General features: G+C 72.5%; 12 protein-coding genes. 8 read left to right on the top strand and 4 right to left on the bottom strand.

From position 1 onward, the window contains the following. Position 1: 1 nt before the first annotated feature. Positions 2 to 733 (bottom strand): hydrogen peroxide-dependent heme synthase, encoded by a 732-nt coding sequence (gene hemQ, locus ACF08B_RS13585; protein WP_073897431.1) that lies wholly within the window; start codon positions 731 to 733, stop codon positions 2 to 4. 5 nt (positions 734 to 738) lie between these two features. Beyond that, positions 739 to 2,208, bottom strand: a complete 1,470-nt coding sequence (gene hemG, locus ACF08B_RS13580) for a protoporphyrinogen oxidase (protein ID WP_392317474.1) — start codon at positions 2,206 to 2,208, stop codon at positions 739 to 741. A gap of 217 nt (positions 2,209 to 2,425) precedes the next feature. Between hemG and ACF08B_RS13575 the strand changes: the two genes are divergently transcribed. Together ACF08B_RS13575 and ACF08B_RS13570 are read left to right on the top strand one after the other, a co-directional pair. After that, on the top strand, positions 2,426 to 3,400 hold the full coding sequence (locus ACF08B_RS13575) for a DUF4349 domain-containing protein (protein WP_392317473.1): 975 nt from the start codon (positions 2,426 to 2,428) through the stop codon (positions 3,398 to 3,400). Positions 3,401 to 3,427: 27 nt separating this feature from the next. Beyond that, entirely contained in the window at positions 3,428 to 4,852 is a 1,425-nt protein-coding gene (locus ACF08B_RS13570) for an FAD-dependent oxidoreductase (protein ID WP_392317472.1), read from the top strand. Here ACF08B_RS13570 and ACF08B_RS13565 read toward each other — a convergent pair. Continuing rightward, positions 4,836 to 5,123: a hypothetical protein gene (locus ACF08B_RS13565; RefSeq protein WP_073897440.1), complete on the bottom strand. Its 288-nt coding sequence runs from the start codon at positions 5,121 to 5,123 to the stop codon at positions 4,836 to 4,838. The two genes, ACF08B_RS13570 and ACF08B_RS13565, sit on opposite strands and share 17 nt — an antisense overlap. 92 nt (positions 5,124 to 5,215) lie before the next feature. Between ACF08B_RS13565 and ACF08B_RS13560 the strand changes: the two genes are divergently transcribed. Next, positions 5,216 to 6,040, top strand: coding sequence for a rhomboid family intramembrane serine protease (locus ACF08B_RS13560; protein ID WP_392317471.1), 825 nt, complete (start codon positions 5,216 to 5,218; stop codon positions 6,038 to 6,040). A gap of 1 nt (position 6,041) precedes the next feature. On the opposite strand, the gene hemE is transcribed toward ACF08B_RS13560, so the two are convergent. Next, positions 6,042 to 7,109, bottom strand: coding sequence for a uroporphyrinogen decarboxylase (gene hemE, locus ACF08B_RS13555; RefSeq protein ID WP_392317470.1), 1,068 nt, complete (start codon positions 7,107 to 7,109; stop codon positions 6,042 to 6,044). Between the two features lie 98 nt (positions 7,110 to 7,207). Here hemE and ACF08B_RS13550 point away from each other — a divergent pair, with 98 nt between their 5' ends. The 5 genes from ACF08B_RS13550 (at position 7,208) to ACF08B_RS13530 (ending at position 13,905) form a co-directional block, all read left to right on the top strand. Beyond that, entirely contained in the window at positions 7,208 to 7,879 is a 672-nt protein-coding gene (locus ACF08B_RS13550) for a DUF3000 domain-containing protein (protein ID WP_392317469.1), read from the top strand. Positions 7,880 to 8,160: 281 nt separating this feature from the next. Further along, on the top strand, positions 8,161 to 8,820 hold the full coding sequence (locus ACF08B_RS13545; RefSeq protein WP_093473897.1) for a response regulator transcription factor: 660 nt from the start codon (positions 8,161 to 8,163) through the stop codon (positions 8,818 to 8,820). A gap of 147 nt (positions 8,821 to 8,967) precedes the next feature. After that, entirely contained in the window at positions 8,968 to 10,257 is a 1,290-nt protein-coding gene (locus ACF08B_RS13540) for an HRDC domain-containing protein (RefSeq protein WP_392317468.1), read from the top strand. Positions 10,258 to 10,558: 301 nt separating this feature from the next. Next, on the top strand, positions 10,559 to 11,779 hold the full coding sequence (locus ACF08B_RS13535; protein ID WP_392317467.1) for a thiolase family protein: 1,221 nt from the start codon (positions 10,559 to 10,561) through the stop codon (positions 11,777 to 11,779). Next, on the top strand, positions 11,776 to 13,905 hold the full coding sequence (locus ACF08B_RS13530; protein WP_392317466.1) for a 3-hydroxyacyl-CoA dehydrogenase NAD-binding domain-containing protein: 2,130 nt from the start codon (positions 11,776 to 11,778) through the stop codon (positions 13,903 to 13,905). The genes ACF08B_RS13535 and ACF08B_RS13530 overlap by 4 nt, the downstream gene beginning before the upstream one ends. Positions 13,906 to 13,942 lie beyond the last annotated feature (37 nt).

Genomic DNA, 13,942 nt, shown 5'->3' with positions numbered 1-13,942 from the left:
CTCAGGCCAGGCCCGCGACCAGCTCCGCCACCGACTTGCGGCGGCCGGTGTAGAAGGGCACCTCCTCGCGGACGTGCCTGCGGGCCTCGGAGCCGCGGAGGTGGCGCATGAGGTCGACGATGCGGTACAGCTCGTCGGCCTCGAAGGCCAGCACCCACTCGTAGTCGCCGAGGGAGAACGAGGCGACCGTGTTGGCGCGCACGTCCGGGTAGCCGCGGGCCATCTTGCCGTGGTCGGCGAGCATGCGGCGGCGGTCCTCGTCGGGGAGCAGGTACCAGTCGTAGGAGCGCACGAAGGGGTAGACGCTCACGTAGTTGCGGGGCGTCTCGTCGGCGAGGAACGCCGGGATGTGCGAGCGGTTGAACTCGGCGGGGCGGTGCAGCGCCATGTTCGACCAGACCGGCTCCAGCGCGCGGCCCAGCCTGGTGCGCCGGAAGAGGTTGTACGCCTCCTGCAGCTGGTCGCTGGTCTCGGCGTGCCACCAGATCATGAGGTCGGCGTCGGCGCGCAGACCGGAGACGTCGTAGGTGCCGCGGATCGTCACGTCCTTGGCGGCGAGCTGGTCGAACAGCTCCTGGACCTCGTCGGCGTACCCCGCGCGGTCCTCGGGCAGCACGTCCTTCAGCTTGAAGACCGACCAGAGGGTGTAGCGGATGACCTCGTTGAGGTCCTTTGCCAGCTTGCCCTTGTTCGGGATCCTGCCGGACTCGGTGGTGGAGGCGTCGTCACTCATGGTCCCTATTGTCCCGCGCCGCCGTGCAGGCTCTGCACCGGGTTCGCCGTCAGCTCACGGACCGCGCGCAGGTCGCCGTCGAGCTGGTCCACCGCCGCGTTCGCGCTCGCGACGCACGCGGGGATGCCGACGCCGTCGTACTGCGCGCCGCACACCGCGAGGGCCGGCAGCGCGGCCACGTGCGCGCGGATGCGGGCCACGCGCGCGTGGTGCCCGACGGGGTACTGGGGCAGGCCGTCGGTCCAGCGGGTGACGCGCGCCGCCACGGGCACGGCGTCCAGGCCGGTGGCCTCGCGCAGGTCGTGCCGGGAGATCTCCACGAGGTCGGCGTCGTCCCGCCCGAGGACCGCCGTCTCGCCGTGGCGGCCGACGGAGGTGCGGACCACGACCACGTCGGGGTCCTCCTCGGCGATCCACCCCCACTTCTGGGAGGCGAAGGTCGACGCCTTGATGGTGCGGCCGTCGACCGGCGGCACCAGGAAGCCGCTGCCCTCGGGCAGGCGCAGGCCGGCCCGCCGGTAGGCGAGGGTGACCAGGGCCATCGAGGCGTACTCGACGGCGTCCAGTTCGGCGGCGGCCGCCGGGGACTCGGCGCGCAGCAGTCCGGCGGCCGCGGGGGCGGGGACGGCGAGGACGACGGCGTCCGCGTGCAGTTCCCGGTCGCCGGCCAGGACGCGCCAGCCGGCGTCCGGCCGGTCCACCGTGCCCGCGCGGCGCAGCTCCCGCACCTGCGTGCCGGTGCGGATCTCGCCCCCGCGGGCCCGCACGGAGGCGGCCACCGACAGCGGGAGGGTGCCCACGCCGCCCTCGATGCCCATGAACACCGGGCCGGTCTGCGCGGCGGCGGCCGCCTTCGCCTGGATCTCGCGGACCGCCTCCGTCAGGGAGGCGTGGGTGAGCGCCGCCTGGTAGAGCTGCGGGACGGCGGAGCGCAGCGAGATGCGGTAGGCGTCGCCCGCGTAGACCCCGCCGAGCAGGGGCTCGACGAGCCGGTCGACGACTTCGCGGCCGAGCCGGGCCGCCACGTACTCCCCCACGGCCACGTCGTCGCCGACCTCGGTGCGGGGCAGGTCCGCGTCCCGCTCGATGCGGGCCAGGCCCTCGTCGGACAGGACGCCGGTGAGGGCGGCGGCGGTGCCGGGCACGCCCATCACATGCCCCTTGGGCATGGGGCGCAGGGCGCCGCGGGTCCAGATCGAGGCGGTCGCGGTGGCCGGGGTCCGCAGCCGCTCGGCGAGACCCACCTCGCGGGCCAGGGCGACGGCCTCGGGCCGGCGGGCGAGCATCGACTCGGCGCCCAGGTCGACCCGGGCGCCCGCGATCTCGCCGGGCAGCAGCTTGCCGCCGACCCGGTCGGAGGCCTCCAGCACGGTCACGCGCGCGCCCCGCCCGAGCAGCCGGTGGGCGGCGGCCAGCCCGGCGATACCGGCCCCGATGACGACGACATGCCCTGCTCGCGTACCCGTTGCGCTCATGTCCCCCACTCTCTCAGACCCCGTCGGCACGCCCGCCGGGGCCGGGGGCCGCCCCACCGCACCGGTCCCGGTGTCCGGGCCGAGTCCGGACCGTGACCGCTTCGGGACCGGCGGGCCCCAACGTTCCGGCGGCCCCCGCCGTCGAAGAAGCGTCACCGGTCACCGGTCGCAGTCATGTGTCTCAGTCGTCGTTCTCAGTCATCGGGGGTTGCCGCCCATGCATACGCAACGATCCACCGGATCCGCACGGTCCGTGCGCTCCGTCCGGGCTCTCGCCGGGGTCCTGCTCGCCGCGTCCCTCGCGCTCGCCGGGTGCAGCGGCGCGAACGACTCGGGCGGTGACGCGAAGTCCGCCGCGGGCGCCGAGGCCCGGCAGGACAGCGGTTCCGGCGCCGCGGCGGACAAGGGGAAGTCGGCGCCCAGGACGCCCGACCTCGCCCCGAGCGCGATCATCCGCACCGCGTCCCTCACCGTCGAGGTGAAGGACGTGCCGAAGGCCCTGTCCGCGGCCCGGTCGGCCGCCGAGGGCGTGGGCGGCTTCGTCGGCGACGAGAGCACGACCCGGGACTCCGACGGCCACGAGAACACCCGGGTCGTGCTGCGCGTGCCCACCGAGAAGTACGACGAGGTCCTCACCTCGCTGCAGGGCACGGGCCGGCTGGTCGACCGCACGGCGAAGGCGGTGGACGTCACCGACCAGGTCGTGGACGTGGAGAGCCGGATCAGGTCCCAGCGGGCCAGTGTGAACCGGATCCGGGCGCTGATGGACCGGGCGACGAAGCTGAGCGACGTGGTCACGCTGGAGGGCGAACTGAGCAGTCGTCAGGCGGATCTGGAGGCCCTGCTGGCCCGGCAGGCGTCCCTGAAGGACCGTACAAGCCTGGCCACCATCACCCTGTCGCTGTCCGAGACGCCCGTGAAGAAGGCCGCCCACGACGACACGCCCGGGATCGTGGACGCGCTGGCGGGCGGCTGGCACGTGTTCGTCACCATCCTGCGCTGGATCGTCCTCGCGCTCGGCGCCGCGCTGCCGTTCGCGGCGTTCGCGGCGCTGCTGGCCGTGGTGTGGCTGCGGGTCGTACGTCCCCGGCTGCCGCGCCGTGCCGGGCCCGCGCCGGCGACGACCGCGGTGGGCCCGCTGCCCTCGGCGCGTCCGGCGCCGGACACCGCGCGGGAGGCGGACCGGGACTGAAATGCTCGCGCCCCGTAGCGTGTTCCCATGAGCATGAGCGCTGCGCGGGGCGGGACGGAACGGCTGGTCGTGATCGGCGGCGATGCCGCGGGAATGTCCGCGGCATCGCAGGCACGCCGGCTGAGGGGCCGGGACGAACTGGAGATCGTGGCCTTCGAGCGCGGCCACTTCACCTCCTACTCGGCGTGCGGCATCCCGTACTGGGTGGGCGGCGAGGTCGGCGAGCGCGACCGGTTGATCGCCCGTACGCCCGAGGAGCACCGGGCGCGCGGCATCGATCTGCGGCTGCGCACCGAGGTCGTCGGGATCGACGTGCCCGGGCAGCGGGTGCGGGCGCGTGACGTCGACTCCGGCGCCGAGTCCTGGACGCCGTACGACAAGCTCGTGATCGCCACCGGTGCCCGACCGGTCCGCCCGGACCTGCCCGGTGTGGACGCCCCCGGCGTGCACGGCGTGCAGACGCTGGACGACGGCCAGGCCCTGCTCGACACGCTGGCCCGCACGCGCGGCCGCCGGGCGGTGGTCGTGGGTGCCGGGTACATCGGCGTGGAGATGGCCGAGGCGATGATCAACCGCGGTTTCGAGGTGACGGTCGTCAACCGCGGCAAGGAGCCGATGTCGACGCTCGACCCGGACATGGGCCGCATGGTGCACCGGGCCATGGAGGGCCTCGGCATCACCATGGTGAACGACGCCGAGGTCACCAAGCTGCTCACCGGTGAGGACGGCCGGGTCCGCGCGGTGGCCACCGAGGACGCCGAGTACCCGGCGGACCTGGTGATCCTCGGCATCGGCGTCCGTCCGGAGACGGCCCTCGCCCGGTCGGCGGGTCTGCCCCTCGGCGCCCACGGCGGCCTGCTCACCGACCTCGCGATGCGGGTGCGCGGCCACGAGAACATCTGGGCGGGCGGCGACTGCGTGGAGGTGCTGAACCTGGTCTCCGGCCAGGAGCAGTACGTCCCGCTCGGCACCCACGCCAACAAGCACGGCCAGGTCGTCGGCACCAACGTGGGCGGCGGTTACGCCACCTTCCCGGGTGTGGTCGGCACGGCCGTCAGCAAGGTCTGCGACCTGGAGATCGCCCGCACCGGACTGCGCGAGAAGGACGCCCGCCGGGTGGGCCTGCGGTTCGAGACGGTCACCGTCGAGTCGACGAGCCGGGCGGGCTACTACCCGGGCGCCTCCCCCATGACGGTCAAGATGCTCGCCGAGCGCCGCACGGGGCGGCTGCTCGGCGTCCAGATCGTCGGCCGGGAGGGGGCCGCCAAGCGCGTGGACATCGCCGCGGTGGCGCTGACCGCGCAGCTGACGGTGGAACAGATGACGGCCCTGGACCTGGGCTACGCCCCCCCGTTCTCACCGGTGTGGGACCCGGTCCTGGTGGCGGCGAGGAAGGCGACCGCGAAGGTGCGCGCGGCCGTGGCCGCGCACCCCCCTACGCCGTCCCGCTGATCCGCGGCAGCGAGGTGACCCCCGCGTTCGACGTCACGGCCGGGGGCTGCTCCGCGGAGGGCTTGGCGTGGGACGCGGACGGGCGGGTGGAGCGCAGGCGATGACCCACCGCCTCGTCCAGCGTCACGGGCCGCTGCATCTGCACGGCGAGCCGCCCCGCCTCCTGGCCGAGCCGCGCCACGTCCTCCCAGGGGAGGCGCACCACCAAGGACAGCTCTGCCTCGCCGTCGGGCAGAGCGTGCATGGCCGAAACCTGCGGAGCGTTCGTCATCGCCTGATCCTCACGTCGGTTGAGGAGGGATACGCACGCGTGCCCGCCGGCGTTCACCGGTTCACGGGCCCCGTCGCGGGCAGTACTCCTGTGTGGTCATCCCCGTCCATGACGTGAACCCGGTGCGCCGCACCCCCTGGGTGACGTACGCGCTCATCGCGGCCAATGTGCTCGTGTTCCTCACCACGCCCGGTCTGGCCGGCTCCGTGGCCGGTGACGGCGAACTGGTGCGGCTGTGCCATCTCCAGGCCTTCATGGACCAGTACGCGGCGGTCCCGAAGCAGCTGATCCACCATCAGCTGCCGCGGCTGGTGCCCACGGGCGAGGTGGGCGTGGGCCCGCACGGCCCGGGCTGCGTCGTCGGCCCGCCCGGGTACCACAAGTCACCGGCGCTGTCGGTCCTCACGGCGATGTTCCTGCACGGGGGCTGGCTGCATCTGCTGGGGAACATGCTGTTCCTGCTGATCTTCGGCAACAACGTCGAGGACCGGATGGGCCACGTCCGGTACTTCCTCTTCTACGTCGTCTGCGGCTACGCGGCCGGCTACGGCTTCGCGCTCCTCAACGCCTCCTCGGGCGACCCGCTGATCGGCGCCTCCGGTGCCGTGGCCGGCGTGCTCGGGGCCTACCTGGTGCTGTATCCGAAGGCCCGGGTGTGGGTGCTCGTGCCGTTCCTGGTCTTCCTGCCGCTCCGGCTGCCCGCCTGGATGGTGCTGGGCTTCTGGTTCGTGCTGCAGGCGGTGTACTCCTCCGGGCACGGCGTCTCCGGCGCCGGGACGGTGGCGTACGCGGCCCACGTGGTCGGCTTCGTGGCGGGCGTGCTGCTGGCGTGGCCGCTCAAGCCGGGCACGCCCGCCCCGCCGGAACCGCCCGGCCTGCTGTTCGGCAGGCGGGCGCGGCCGTACTACACCTGGTGAGTCAGCGCGCGGTGCGCGTGTGGACGTACTCGACCAGCCGGGTCAGCGCGTCCGGGTCGGTGTTCGGCATGACACCGTGGCCGAGGTTGAAGACGTGGCCTTCCAGACCGGCGGCCGCCTGGAGCACCTCACCGGCCTTCGCCTCGACGGTGTCCTTGTCGGTGAACAGGACGGTGGGGTCGAGGTTGCCCTGGAGCGCCTTGCCGGGGCCGACGCGGCGCACCGCCTCGTCCATCGGGACGCGCCAGTCGACACCGACGACGTCCGCGCCGGCCTCGCCCATGAGCCGCAGCAGCTCACCGGTGCCGACACCGAAGTGGATGCGCGGGACGCCGTACCCGGCGACCGCGTCGAAGACCTTCGCGGAGGCGGGCATCACCGAGCGGCGGTAGTCCGCCGGCGCCAGCGAGCCGACCCAGGAGTCGAACAGCTGGACCGCGCTCGCGCCGGCCTCGATCTGCACCTTCAGGAAGGCGGCCGTGATGTCGGCGAGCCGGTCGAGCAGGTCGGCCCAGAGCTCCGGGTCGCCGTACATCATCGCCTTGGCGTTCTCGTACGTGCGGGAGGGGCCGCCCTCGACCAGGTAGCTCGCGAGGGTGAAGGGGGCGCCCGCGAAACCGATCAGCGGGGTGGCGCCGAGCTCGCGGGTGAGCTGGCCGATCGCCTCGGTGACGTAGGGGACGTCCTCGGGGGTGAGGTCGCGCAGCCGGGCCAGGTCGGCGCGGGTGCGGACCGGCTGCTCGACGACCGGGCCGACACCGGGCTTGATGTCGAGGTCGATGCCGATGGCCTTGAGCGGGACGACGATGTCGCTGAAGTAGATCGCCGCGTCCACGTCGTGCCGGCGCACCGGCTGGAGCGTGATCTCGGTGACCAGCTCGGGCATCATGCAGGACTGGAGCATCGGAACGCCCTCGCGCACCTTGCGGTACTCGGGCAGGGAGCGGCCGGCCTGGCGCATGAACCACACGGGGGTGTGCGGTACGGCTTCGCGCCTGCACGCCTTGAGGAAGGCGCTGTCGTACGTCGCTGTCGGCTGCTGGCCCGAAGGGCTTCCGTTGGCACTCACGACGGCAAGTCTCCCACGGCCCGGGAAGGAGAAGTGCGCCTGCCCTTCGGGGGTGTCCCTCCCTGCGCGCGGGCCCTGCTCCCCTTACTCTTCCCCGCATGGCTGCGGCTCAGGGACGACTGTCGGACGGCGCTGACGGAATGGACGACGCGAAGGACACCGCGCAGGGGCGGGCGGGCGGTGGACTGCCGCCCGCGTTCCGGGCCGCGGTGGACGCGCTGCGCGCCGCGCGGGTACGCCCGCAGGTCGAGGTGGAGCCGACACCCGCGCCGCAGCGGCTCGCCCCGCACGCGTACGCGCTGGAGGCGGTGGTGGTCGACGGCGAGCAGGAGCTCGCCGACGGGCGGCTGGTGCTGCTGCACGACCCGGCCGGGCACGACGCCTGGCAGGGGACGTTCCGGCTGGTGACGCTGGTGCGCGCGGAGCTGGAGCCGGAGATGGCGGCCGATCCGCTGCTGCCGGAGGTGTGCTGGTCGTGGCTGACCGGTGCGCTCCAGGGGCGGGGACTCGGCTACGGCGAGCCGAGCGGCACGATCACGCGTGCGAGTTCGCACTACTTCGGCGGCCTGGCCGAGCGGCCGGCCGCCTCGCAGATCGAGATCCGGGCGTCCTGGACGCCCCGCGAGGGCATGGGCGGGGTGCCGGACACGGCCGCGCACCTGGCCGCCTGGTGCGATCTGCTGGCGCAGGTCGGCGGTCTGCCGCCGGCCGGCCCCGGCGACACCTCGGTGGTGACCCTGCCGCAGCGCAGGGGTCCGCAGTCGCGGTGACCTGACCGCCCCGATCCGCCGACATCACTCCGACGGACGCCTTGTTGACCCTCTCTTTGTCGATACGGCCACTTTCCGCACTCGAATCGCATCCGCTCGAACCGATTCGATCTTCGGATGATCGATCGCGTGTCCGAATTGCACAGATTGTTACTCACTAGATCGTGATCATTCTCTAAAGGCGGACGAGTTTGCTGCCGAAGACGACTGTGACCTTGAAAGCACGGTTCGTCCCGGCTTCCTCCCCAAAGCCGGCCCCTTCCCCCCACCCAGGAGGCCTGGTGTCCGTTCTCCTCGAGCAGCCCGCAAGCCTGGTCGCCTACCGCCCGAACAAGCCGACCGCCATGGTGGTCGTGGCCGACCCGCGTGTCCGTTCCACCGTCACCCGCCATCTGTGGGCCCTCGGAGTACGCGACGTCATCGAAGCCTCGTCCGTCGCGGAGGCTCGTCCCCGCATCGGCAACCCGCGCGACATCTGCGTCGCCGACGTCCACCTGCCCGACGGCTCCGGCCTGACCCTGCTGTCCGAGACCCGCGCCGCGGGCTGGCCCAACGGCCTGGCCCTCTCCGCCGCCGACGACATCGGCGCGGTCCGCAACGCCCTGGCCGGAGGGGTCAAGGGCTACGTCGTCACCGGCACCCGCACCAACATCGGCCTCCCCAGCCGGCCCGGTGCCGCTCCCCTCGGCGGCGCCGCCCGCATGCACCGCCGTCCCCCGGGTGCCCCGAGCCACCCGGGTGGCTACCGGGAGCTGTCCGGGCGTGAGGTCGAGGTGCTGCGACTGGTCGCCGAAGGCCAGTCGAACAAGGCCATCGGCGTCTCCATGGGCCTGTCCGCCCTCACCGTCAAGAGCCACCTGGCCCGCATCGCCCGCAAGCTGGGCACCGGCGACCGTGCCGGCATGGTGGCGGTGGCTCTCCGTACCGGAATCATCCACTGACCCCACTCCATGCCCCGCTCGGCGGAATCACCGGTTCCCTCGTGTGAACCGGAAGTTTCACCGACCTGACTGGTTTACGACCCTCGGGCGCCCGTCGACGGAACGTTCCGGCGACGGGCGCCTTCCACACACCGATACCCTTGACAGGTGACCGACGCCCAAGACACCGCAGCAGACAGTTCCCTGCGCACCAGCGGAGGCACGCCTCCCGAAGACGCCGGATCTTCTGCGGCGGGGGCGCCGACACCGCTGCTCGAGCCCCGCGAGGGCATTCCGCCCGTGATCGCCGACGAGGCGGCCCTCGCCGAGGTGGTCGCCGCGTTCGCCGCCGGCACCGGCCCCGTGGCCGTGGACGCCGAGCGCGCCTCCGGCTACCGGTACGGCCAGCGGGCCTACCTGGTGCAGCTGCGCCGCGAGGGCGCCGGCACCGCACTGATCGACCCCGTCGCCTGCCCGGACCTGTCCGGCCTGGGCGCCGCGCTGTCCGGCGTCGAGTGGGTGCTGCACGCGGCCACCCAGGACCTGCCCTGCCTGCGCGAGATAGGCATGGTCCCGACCCGCATCTTCGACACCGAGCTGGCCGGCCGGCTCGCCGGCTTCCCCCGGGTCGGCCTCGGCGCCATGGTCGAGGGCGTCCTCGGCTACGTGCTGGAGAAGGGCCACTCGGCCGTCGACTGGTCGACCCGGCCGCTGCCGGAGCCCTGGCTGCGCTACGCCGCCCTGGACGTCGAGCTCCTCGTCGACCTGCGCGACGCCCTGGAGAAGGAGCTGGACCGGCAGGGCAAGCTGGAGTGGGCCCTGGAGGAGTTCGACGCGATCGCGGCCGCGCCGCCCGCCGAGCCCCGCAAGGACCCCTGGCGCCGGACGTCCGGGATGCACAAGGTGCGCCGGCGCAGGCAGCTGGGCGTCGTCCGGGAGCTGTGGCAGACCCGGGACCGCATCGCGCAGCGCAGGGACGTGTCACCGGGCAAGGTGCTGAGCGACGCCGCGATCGTGGAAGCCGCGCTCGCCCTCCCCTCCGGCGTGCACGCGCTGTCCGCGCTCAACGGATTCGGGCACCGGATGGGCCGCCGGCAGCTGGAGCAGTGGCAGGCCGCCGTCGACCGGGCCAGGGCCCTCCCCGACACCGCGCTGCCGCAGCCGGGCCAGCCGGTGACCGGCCCGCCGCCGCCGCGTGCGTGGGCCGACAAGGACCCGGCCGCCGCCGCGCGGCTGTCCGCCGCCCGGGCCGGGGTCTCGGCACTGGCCGAGGAGCTCGGCATGCCCCAGGAGAACCTGGTGTCCCCGGACACGGTCCGGCGGCTGTGCTGGGAGCCGCCCGCCGTCGTGGACGCCCCGGCCGTGCGGACGGCGCTGGCGGGTTACGGCGCGCGTCCGTGGCAGGTGGAGCAGGTGACTTTGGTACTGGTCGCCGCACTGGCGACGAACGACGCCTGATCCACCGCGGGACCGGCCGCACCGGCGGCCGCGGGAGCGTCATGGCTGGTCGCGGCGGTTCTCCGGGCCCCGACGGGCGGGCCGCCGGCGCCACCGGTGCATCGAGATCAAGCCATACCGACGTGCGCGGCCCTCGCGCACGGCCGCGCCCCGCCCTCGTTCGGCACCGGCTCCCCGGTGTGACCTTCGCCGCTCCCTCCGGCAGGACTGTGCAGCTACGTTACTCATAAGTAGCATGGGTCCTGAGCGCGCGCTCAGCGCAACGCAGCAGTGCCATCCCGCACCCTGGAGGAGAGCCATCGTGCCTCGTACCGTCAGGGACGTCGTCTTCGTCGACGGCGTCCGCACCCCGTTCGGCAAGGCGGGCCCGAAGGGCATCTACCACGAGACCCGTGCCGACGACCTCGTCGTGAAGGCGATCCGGGAGCTGCTGCGCCGCAACCCCGGCCTGGACCCCAAGAAGATCGACGAGGTCGCCATCGCCGCGACCACGCAGATCGGCGACCAGGGCCTGACCATCGGCCGCACCGCCGGTATCCTCGCCGGTCTGCCGCAGTCCGTACCCGGTTACTCCATCGACCGCATGTGCGCCGGCGCCCTGACCGCCGTCACCGCGGTCGCCGGTTCCGTCGCCTTCGGCGCGTACGACGTCGCCGTCGCCGGCGGTGTCGAGCACATGGGCCGCCACCCGATGGGCGAGGGCGTGGACCCCAACCCGCGGTTCGTCAGCGAGAAGCTGGTCGACGAGTCGGCCCTGTTCATGGGCATGACGGCGGAGAACCTGCACGACCGCTACCCGCACATCACCAAGCAGCGCGCCGACGAGTACGCGGTGCGCTCGCAGGAGAAGGCCGCCAAGGCGTACGCCAACGGCAAGATCCAGCAGGACCTCGTGCCGATCTCGGTGCGCCGGACCAGCCCCGAGGGCGGCGAGACCGGCTGGGGCCTCGTCACCGCCGACGAGCCGATGCGCCCGGGTACGACCCTGGAGAGCCTCTCGGGTCTCAAGACGCCGTTCCGCGTGCACGGCCGGGTCACCGCCGGCAACGCGGCCGGTCTGAACGACGGCGCCACCGCGTCGCTCATCGCGAGCGAGGACTTCGCCCGCGAGAACGGCCTGCCCGTCAAGATGCGCCTCGTCTCCTACTCCTTCGTGGGTGTGGAGCCCGAGGTCATGGGCTACGGCCCGATCCCGGCCACGGAGAAGGCCCTCGCCCAGGCGGGCCTGTCCATCTCCGACATCGGCCTGTTCGAGATCAACGAGGCCTTCGCCATCCAGGTCCTGGCCTTCCTCGACCACTACGGCATCGCGGACGACGACGAGCGCGTCAACCAGTACGGCGGCGCGATCGCCTTCGGTCACCCGCTCGCCTCCTCCGGCGTCCGTCTGATGACGCAGCTGGCCCGCCAGTTCGAGGAGCAGCCGCAGGTCCGCTACGGCCTCACCACCATGTGCGTCGGCTTCGGCATGGGCGCGACGGTCATCTGGGAGAACCCGCACTTCGACGGAGGCGACAAGTGAGCACCACCGCTGAACTCCTGAAGGGCGCGGCCGAGCTGTTCCCGGACGAGGTCGTCACGCAGGCGCACGTACGCCACTTCGACCTGCCCTTCGGTGCCGGCCGGTTCGCGCTGATCACGCTGGACAACGGCCTGGACCACACCAAGCCGACCACCTTCGGCCCGCAGTCGCTGGCGAACCTCAACGCCGCGATCGACCAGGTGGAGAAGGAGGCGGCCGACGGCACGATCGTCGGTGCCGGTGTCACCGGCAAGCCGTTCATCTTCGCCGTCGGCGCCGACCTCAAGGGCGTCGAGCTGCTGAAGCGGCACGAGGACGCGCTGGCCATCGGCAAGGGCGGCCACGAGGTCTTCAAGCGCCTCGCGTCCCTCGCGGTCCCGACCTTCGCCTACTACAACGGCGCGGCCATGGGCGGCGGCGTCGAGGTCGGCCTGCACTGCACCTACCGGACCGTCTCCAAGGCGATCCCGGCGTTCTCGCTGCCCGAGGTCTTCCTCGGTCTCGTCCCGGGCTGGGGCGGCTGCGCGCTGCTGCCGAACCTGATCGGCGCCGAGAAGGCCGTCTCGGTCATCATCGAGAACTCCCTGAACCAGAACAAGCAGCTCAAGGGCAAGCAGGTCTTCGACCTGGGCATCGCCGACGCCCTCTTCGAGGGTGCCGACTTCCTGGAGCAGTCGCTGATCTGGACCGCCCAGGTGCTCAAGGGCGACGTCAAGGTCGAGCGGCCCGCGATCGACCGCGGCGAGGGCTGGGACGAGGCCGTCGCCAAGGGCCGCTTCATCGCGGACTCCAAGGTGCACGGCGCGGCCCCGGCCGCCTACCGCGCCCTCGACATCATCGCGGCCGCCAAGGACGGCGACCTGCAGCAGGGCTTCGACGCCGAGGACCAGGCCCTCGCCGACCTGATCATGGGTGGCGAACTGCGCTCCGGCATCTACGCGTTCAACCTGGTGCAGAAGCGCGGCAAGCGTCCCGCGGGCGCCCCGGACAAGAACCTGGCCCGCCCGGTCACCAAGGTCGGCGTCGTCGGCGCCGGTCTGATGGCCTCGCAGCTCGCCCTGCTCTTCCTGCGCCGCCTCGAGGTGCCGGTCGTGCTGACCGACATCGACCAGGAGCGCGTCGACAAGGGTGTGGGCTACGTCCACGCCGAGATCGACAAGCTGCTCGGCAAGGGCCGGATCAACCAGGACAAGGCCAACCGCCTCAAGGCGCTGGTGACCGGTGTCCTGGACAAGGCCGAGGGCTTCTCGGACGCCGACTTCGTGATCGAGGCGGTCTTCGAGGAGATCGGCGTCAAGCAGCAGGTGTTCGCGGAGGTCGAGGCGGTCGCCCCGGCGCACGCGATCTTCGCCACCAACACCTCCTCGCTGTCGGTGACGGAGATGGCGTCGAAGCTGAAGAACCCCGAGCGGGTCGTCGGCTTCCACTTCTTCAACCCCGTCGCGATCCTGCCGCTGCTGGAGATCGTCCGCGGCGAGAAGACCGACGACGCGTCCCTCGCGACCGCGTTCGCCGTCGCCAAGAAGCTGAAGAAGACCGCGGTCCTCACCAAGGACGCCCCGGCGTTCGTCGTGAACCGCATCCTGACCCGCTTCATGGGCGAGATCCAGAACGTCATCGACGAGGGCACCCCGGTCGAGGTCGCCGAGAAGGCCATCGAGCCGCTCGGTCTGCCGATGTCCCCGCTGGTGCTGCTGGAGCTGGTCGGCCCGGCGATCGGTCTGCACGTCTCGGAGACCCTCAACCGGGCCTTCCCGGACCGCTTCACGGTCTCCCCGAACCTCGCGGCCGTCGTCAAGGCGGGCAAGCGCGGCTTCTACGTCTACGACAGCGGCAAGCCGGAGCTGGACCCGGAGGTCGCCGCGCTGCTGAAGCAGGGCGACGTCGTGCTGACCGAGGAGCAGGTGCGGGCGCGGGTGCTCGACGCGGTGGCGCAGGAGATCGGGCTCATGCTCGACGAGGGCGTCGTCGCCGAGGCCCAGGACATCGACCTGTGCCTCATCACGGGCGCCGGCTGGCCCTTCCACCTGGGCGGCATCACGCCGTACCTGGACCGCGAGGGTGTCTCGGAGCGCGTGAACGGCAAGAAGTTCCTGGCTCCGGGCGTGGCGAGCGTCCCGGCGTAACGCCGATCGGTGCGCGAAAGGGGGCCTCCGCCGTGGC

This window comes from Streptomyces sp. NPDC015139 (assembly GCF_043079785.1).
GTDB classification, from domain to species: Bacteria; Actinomycetota; Actinomycetes; order Streptomycetales; family Streptomycetaceae; genus Streptomyces; species Streptomyces albidocamelliae.
This window is presented reverse-complemented; position numbering and strand designations above follow the sequence as displayed.

Excerpts from the sequence above, each read along its gene's own strand:
- hemQ (WP_073897431.1), bottom strand. The coding sequence starts at position 733 with ATGAGTGACGACGCCTCCACCACCGAGTCCGGCAGGATCCCGAACAAG.
- hemG (WP_392317474.1), bottom strand. The coding sequence starts at position 2,208 with ATGAGCGCAACGGGTACGCGAGCAGGGCATGTCGTCGTCATCGGGGCC.
- ACF08B_RS13575 (WP_392317473.1), top strand. The coding sequence starts at position 2,426 with ATGCATACGCAACGATCCACCGGATCCGCACGGTCCGTGCGCTCCGTC.
- ACF08B_RS13570 (WP_392317472.1), top strand. The coding sequence starts at position 3,428 with ATGAGCATGAGCGCTGCGCGGGGCGGGACGGAACGGCTGGTCGTGATC.
- ACF08B_RS13565 (WP_073897440.1), bottom strand. The coding sequence starts at position 5,123 with ATGACGAACGCTCCGCAGGTTTCGGCCATGCACGCTCTGCCCGACGGC.
- ACF08B_RS13550 (WP_392317469.1), top strand. The coding sequence starts at position 7,208 with ATGGCTGCGGCTCAGGGACGACTGTCGGACGGCGCTGACGGAATGGAC.